Genomic DNA, 3,913 nt, shown 5'->3' with positions numbered 1-3,913 from the left:
TGAAGCAAGGTGCCATAAAATGGAAGTTATCACTTCCTACGGTCGTTCGGGAAGTTAAGAGACAATAGCCTTTTGCCGTAAGACGTAGGACATTTGTCCCTTAACTTCTCTCTAACTTCCCTAACTTCTCTTAACTTCCCCACATGCGAAAGTTCAGTAAAGATTTTATTTCCGTCTAATTCCGTCTAAATTCCGATGATAAAAAATATTTCTTGCCGTAGGCAACATCTTAAACAGGATTTCCTCCAAAGATTTCTTGCCGTAGGCAACCCCAAAAAACATCCATGATTTCTGTGTGACATTAAAAAGGGAGGGAACCAGTAAAAGAATAAATCCGTGTGAGATAAAAAAAGCAGGAACACCTTGCGAGTATTCCTGCATTTTTTCGTTCTCTTACGAGAATAAGACTTTACTTAACCTTCTCGACGATAGCCTTGAAAGCCTCAGGGTTGTTGACAGCGAGGTCAGCAAGCACCTTACGGTTGATTTCAATACCAGCCTGAGCGAGCTTGCCCATCAGAGCAGAGTAGCTCAAACCTTCGATACGGGCAGCAGCGTTGATACGCTGAATCCACAGAGCGCGGAAATTGCGTTTCTTGTTCTTACGGTCGCGGTAAGCGTAGGTAAGACCCTTTTCCCATGTGTTCTTCGCTACTGTCCAAACATTCTTGCGGGCACCAAAGTAACCGCGAGTGAGTTTCAGAATTCTTTTACGTTTTGCTCTTGAAGCAACGTGATTTACTGATCTTGGCATAGTTTTCTTCTTACTTTAATGTTTGACAATAGGTGAATTAACGGAGACACAACAGGTCACGAACCTGCTTCAAGTTGCTGTTGTCCACGATAGCCTGGTGAACCAGGTTACGCTTCTGCTTCTTAGTTTTCTTAGTCAGAATGTGACTGTGGTAAGCATGGTGTCTCTTGATCTTACCTGTACCGGTGAAACGAAATCTCTTCTTTGCGCCGGAATTTGTCTTTACTTTTGGCATTGTTTTGTTATTTAATTGTTATTTAATAATATGGTGGCAACGCATATACCGGGCGTTACGCACCTGTTTTCGTTCAGATATTGTTTTTCAACTTTTCGAGAGCGTCTGCGCTAATCTTGGCGTTTGCCAGCATACCGCTTTTCGTTTCCACGCGCTCTTTGGCCTGCTGCTGCTCTGCCTCTTTGATCTCGGCTGCAGAAGCCTCTCTGTCGCGAGCCTGTTGACTCTTCTTGGCCACACCTGCTTTCTTAGGAGCGAGATAGATAAACATCTTCTTACCTTCGAGTGAGGGCATGTGTTCTACCTTACCGTATTCCTCCAGATCGTTTGCGAAACGCAACAGGAGCACTTCTCCTTGTTCCTTAAACAGGATAGAACGTCCACGGAAGAATACGTATGCGCGTACCTTATTACCTTCTTCCAGGAATTCCTTGGCGTGCTTCAGCTTAAACTGGTAGTCGTGCTCATCGGTCTGAGGTCCGAAGCGAATCTCCTTCACTTCCACCTTCACCTGCTTGGCTTTCATTTCCTTCTGACGCTTCTTCTGCTGATAGAGGAACTTCGAATAGTCGATAATGCGACAAACGGGAGGGTTGGCATTTGGGGATATCTCAACGAGGTCAACGCCCTCTGCACGAGCCATATCCAATGCTTGACGAGTGGGAACTACTGTTGATCCGTCGTCTCCCACAATACGTACCTCACGCACACGAATCTGTTCGTTGACGCGGTACTGATTCTTCATGTTGTCATTCTTCATCGACTATATTTTCGGTGTAATTACTCAAATTGGCTGCAAAGTTACTGTTTTTATTCGGACTAACAAAACTTTTCGCATTATTTTTTCATTATTTCTCACATAATTTTATTCCCTACCCTATTTTGTCGCACAAGGAGCGTTTAGGTTATAGGTTAAAGGTTAAAGGTTAAAGGTTAAAGGTTAGAGGTTAAAGGTTAAAGATTATTTTTAAGATTTTCGTTAAGATGTCGAGCCGTAGGCGATCCCCATAAAAACCCCTCCCAAAAGCGAGGTATTCGAGCGCATTTTCAGTCGAGATTTTTATTTATAAGATTTTCGTAGGATGACAAACCTCAGACTTCAGACTTCAGCCTTCAGACCTCAGACTTCATCCCTCACCCCCCCTTATTTTTTTCTCTTTATAAAAGAAAATACCGGAAAAAGTTGGTGATTTCTAAATATTTCGTTATATTTGCATTAAAAATTTTTAAAAGCGGGAAATATGGATTTGACTCATAATATAATTGAATACGTGAACTGCTGCGTGGGTGCTTTTGCGAATCGTTTTAAGCTTTCATTGGCAGATTCGTACGCCTATCTACGTAGATTTAAAGGAATAGACTTCCTTGTTGATTGCTATGCGGCTGAGCATACTCTTTCAATAGAGGATGCGGTGGAGGATATTACCATATTATGTCAAAAGAATGGAGGACGATTAGGATGCTAAAATTATATCATGGTAGCAATGTCGTGATAGATAAAATAGATTTATGTCTTTCACGAAAAGGCAAGGATTTTGGATGTGGCTTTTATCTGAATCCAAATGAATCGCAAGCAAGGGAAATGGCAGTTCGTACTACCCAAAGACTACAGGAGGGAACACCTGTAGTTAATGCTTACTTGTTTGATGACAGCTTGCTTATGGAAGATTCAACGGTTTTATCCGTTAAAGTCTTTGAAAATTATTCTGAAGAATGGGCAGAATTTATTTTGATGAATAGAAGGAATATGTCTTCTACGCCTGCTCATCCTTATGATATAGTTATTGGTCCGATTGCAGACGATACGGTAGGTCTTCAAATGCGTCGTTTTATCCAGGGCTATATCAGTATTGACAGAATGATTGAAGAACTGCGATTTCAAAAGCCTGCTGTTCAGTATTTCTTTGGAACAGAAAAAGCTGTTAGTTACTTAAAGAAGATTTGATTATGAATGAAGATATACAGTTTCAGATAGAATGTCTCTCTACAGAATTGGTTGAGATGCTGATGCAGAAGTATGGATGGGATATGAAGAAAGCTCTGGATGAGCTGTATTCTTCAGAAACCTATAAGCGCCTGTGTAATCCTGCCTGTGGCTTGTATTACGAAGGAGCAGTGTATGTATTCTCATATTTGGAGAATGAGATGGAAACTGGAGTGGTAAAATGAATCCTTGCGAAGCAACTGAAATCCGCGGAACACACGGAGCACACAGATTCTAGTTAAAGATTTTGTTCAAGATTCTTGTTTAGATTTCGAGCATCTCCGATGCGATCCATAATAAAGTCCTTCCCAAAAGCGAGGAACTCGAGCGCATTTTCAGTCGAGATTTTTATTTAAAGATTTTATTTCCGTCTAATATCCGTTTAAATTCCGATGATTATTTCTGGCCAAAGGCCATATTTCATTAAAGATTTCCTCCAAAGATTTCTTGCCGTAGGCAACTAAAAAAATCCATCTAAGTTCCCATGATTGATTTCTTGCCGTAGGCAACATCTTAAACAAGATTTCCTCCAAAGATTTACCAATGGTTTGTTTTGTCGTGACTCAGCATAGTGAAAGCGAACGTTTTCGTTAAGCCAGATGAGCAGAATAAAGCTCGCTTTAATTCTGCCATGGCGAGAAAAGGTGCCATGAAATGGAACTTTCACTCTGTCTTCGCTACTCCAAAACATCTTGCCGTAGGCAACTAAAACAATCCACGGAACACAAATCAAATCTGTGTCATCCGTGTCCTCCGTGGATAAAGAATACAGCGCCCCCTGACAACAAGGAGCGCTGTGACGATGAAGGAATGATGGTTAAGAAGAAAACGGAAGACTAACCCTCCAGACCTCCGCCACCAGGCTGTTCTGTACCCTGGTCGCTTCCACCGGGCTTCTGCTCAGTACCCTGGTCACCGCTGCCAGGATTGGTAGTAGAAC

6 protein-coding genes are annotated in these 3,913 nt (G+C 41.8%); 3 read left to right on the top strand and 3 right to left on the bottom strand.

Going from position 1 to position 3,913, the window contains the following annotated elements:
- Positions 1–409: 409 nt before the first annotated feature.
- From rplT to infC, 3 genes are all read right to left on the bottom strand, one after another.
- A complete protein-coding gene (rplT, locus tag CIK88_RS01255) occupies positions 410–754 on the bottom strand; it encodes a 50S ribosomal protein L20 (RefSeq protein WP_094390499.1) in 345 nt (114 codons plus the stop codon).
- A gap of 37 nt (positions 755–791) precedes the next feature.
- On the bottom strand, positions 792–989 hold the full coding sequence (gene rpmI, locus CIK88_RS01250; protein WP_022159100.1) for a 50S ribosomal protein L35: 198 nt from the start codon (positions 987–989) through the stop codon (positions 792–794).
- A 73-nt stretch (positions 990–1,062) separates the two neighbouring features.
- Positions 1,063–1,749, bottom strand: a complete 687-nt coding sequence (infC, locus tag CIK88_RS01245) for a translation initiation factor IF-3 (RefSeq protein ID WP_094434046.1) — start codon at positions 1,747–1,749, stop codon at positions 1,063–1,065.
- A 481-nt stretch (positions 1,750–2,230) separates the two neighbouring features.
- Here infC and CIK88_RS01240 point away from each other — a divergent pair, with 481 nt between their 5' ends.
- From CIK88_RS01240 to CIK88_RS01230, 3 genes are read left to right on the top strand one after another with little or no spacing between them, the layout of a single operon-like run.
- Positions 2,231–2,455 (top strand): DUF3791 domain-containing protein, encoded by a 225-nt coding sequence (locus CIK88_RS01240; RefSeq protein ID WP_094434045.1) that lies wholly within the window; start codon positions 2,231–2,233, stop codon positions 2,453–2,455.
- Entirely contained in the window at positions 2,422–2,934 is a 513-nt protein-coding gene (locus tag CIK88_RS01235; RefSeq protein WP_254046821.1) for a DUF3990 domain-containing protein, read from the top strand. Before CIK88_RS01240 ends, CIK88_RS01235 begins: the two co-directional genes overlap by 34 nt.
- Before the next feature lie 2 nt (positions 2,935–2,936).
- A complete protein-coding gene (locus CIK88_RS01230; protein WP_005847932.1) occupies positions 2,937–3,158 on the top strand; it encodes a hypothetical protein in 222 nt (73 codons plus the stop codon).
- The last annotated feature ends 755 nt before the right edge of the window (positions 3,159–3,913 follow it).

This window comes from Prevotella sp. P5-50 (assembly GCF_002251295.1).
Lineage (GTDB): Bacteria > Bacteroidota > Bacteroidia > Bacteroidales > Bacteroidaceae > Prevotella.
The sequence above is the reverse complement of the archived record's forward strand: the minus strand, read 5'-3'. Positions and strand labels throughout refer to the sequence as shown.

What these genes read in the sequence shown, in the direction of transcription:
- rplT (WP_094390499.1), bottom strand. Translation starts at nt 754, where the DNA reads ATGCCAAGATCAGTAAATCACGTTGCTTCAAGAGCAAAACGTAAAAGA.
- CIK88_RS01235 (WP_254046821.1), top strand. Translation starts at nt 2,422, where the DNA reads ATGTCAAAAGAATGGAGGACGATTAGGATGCTAAAATTATATCATGGT.
- CIK88_RS01230 (WP_005847932.1), top strand. Translation starts at nt 2,937, where the DNA reads ATGAATGAAGATATACAGTTTCAGATAGAATGTCTCTCTACAGAATTG.
- infC (WP_094434046.1), bottom strand. Translation starts at nt 1,749, where the DNA reads ATGAAGAATGACAACATGAAGAATCAGTACCGCGTCAACGAACAGATT.
- CIK88_RS01240 (WP_094434045.1), top strand. Translation starts at nt 2,231, where the DNA reads ATGGATTTGACTCATAATATAATTGAATACGTGAACTGCTGCGTGGGT.
- rpmI (WP_022159100.1), bottom strand. Translation starts at nt 989, where the DNA reads ATGCCAAAAGTAAAGACAAATTCCGGCGCAAAGAAGAGATTTCGTTTC.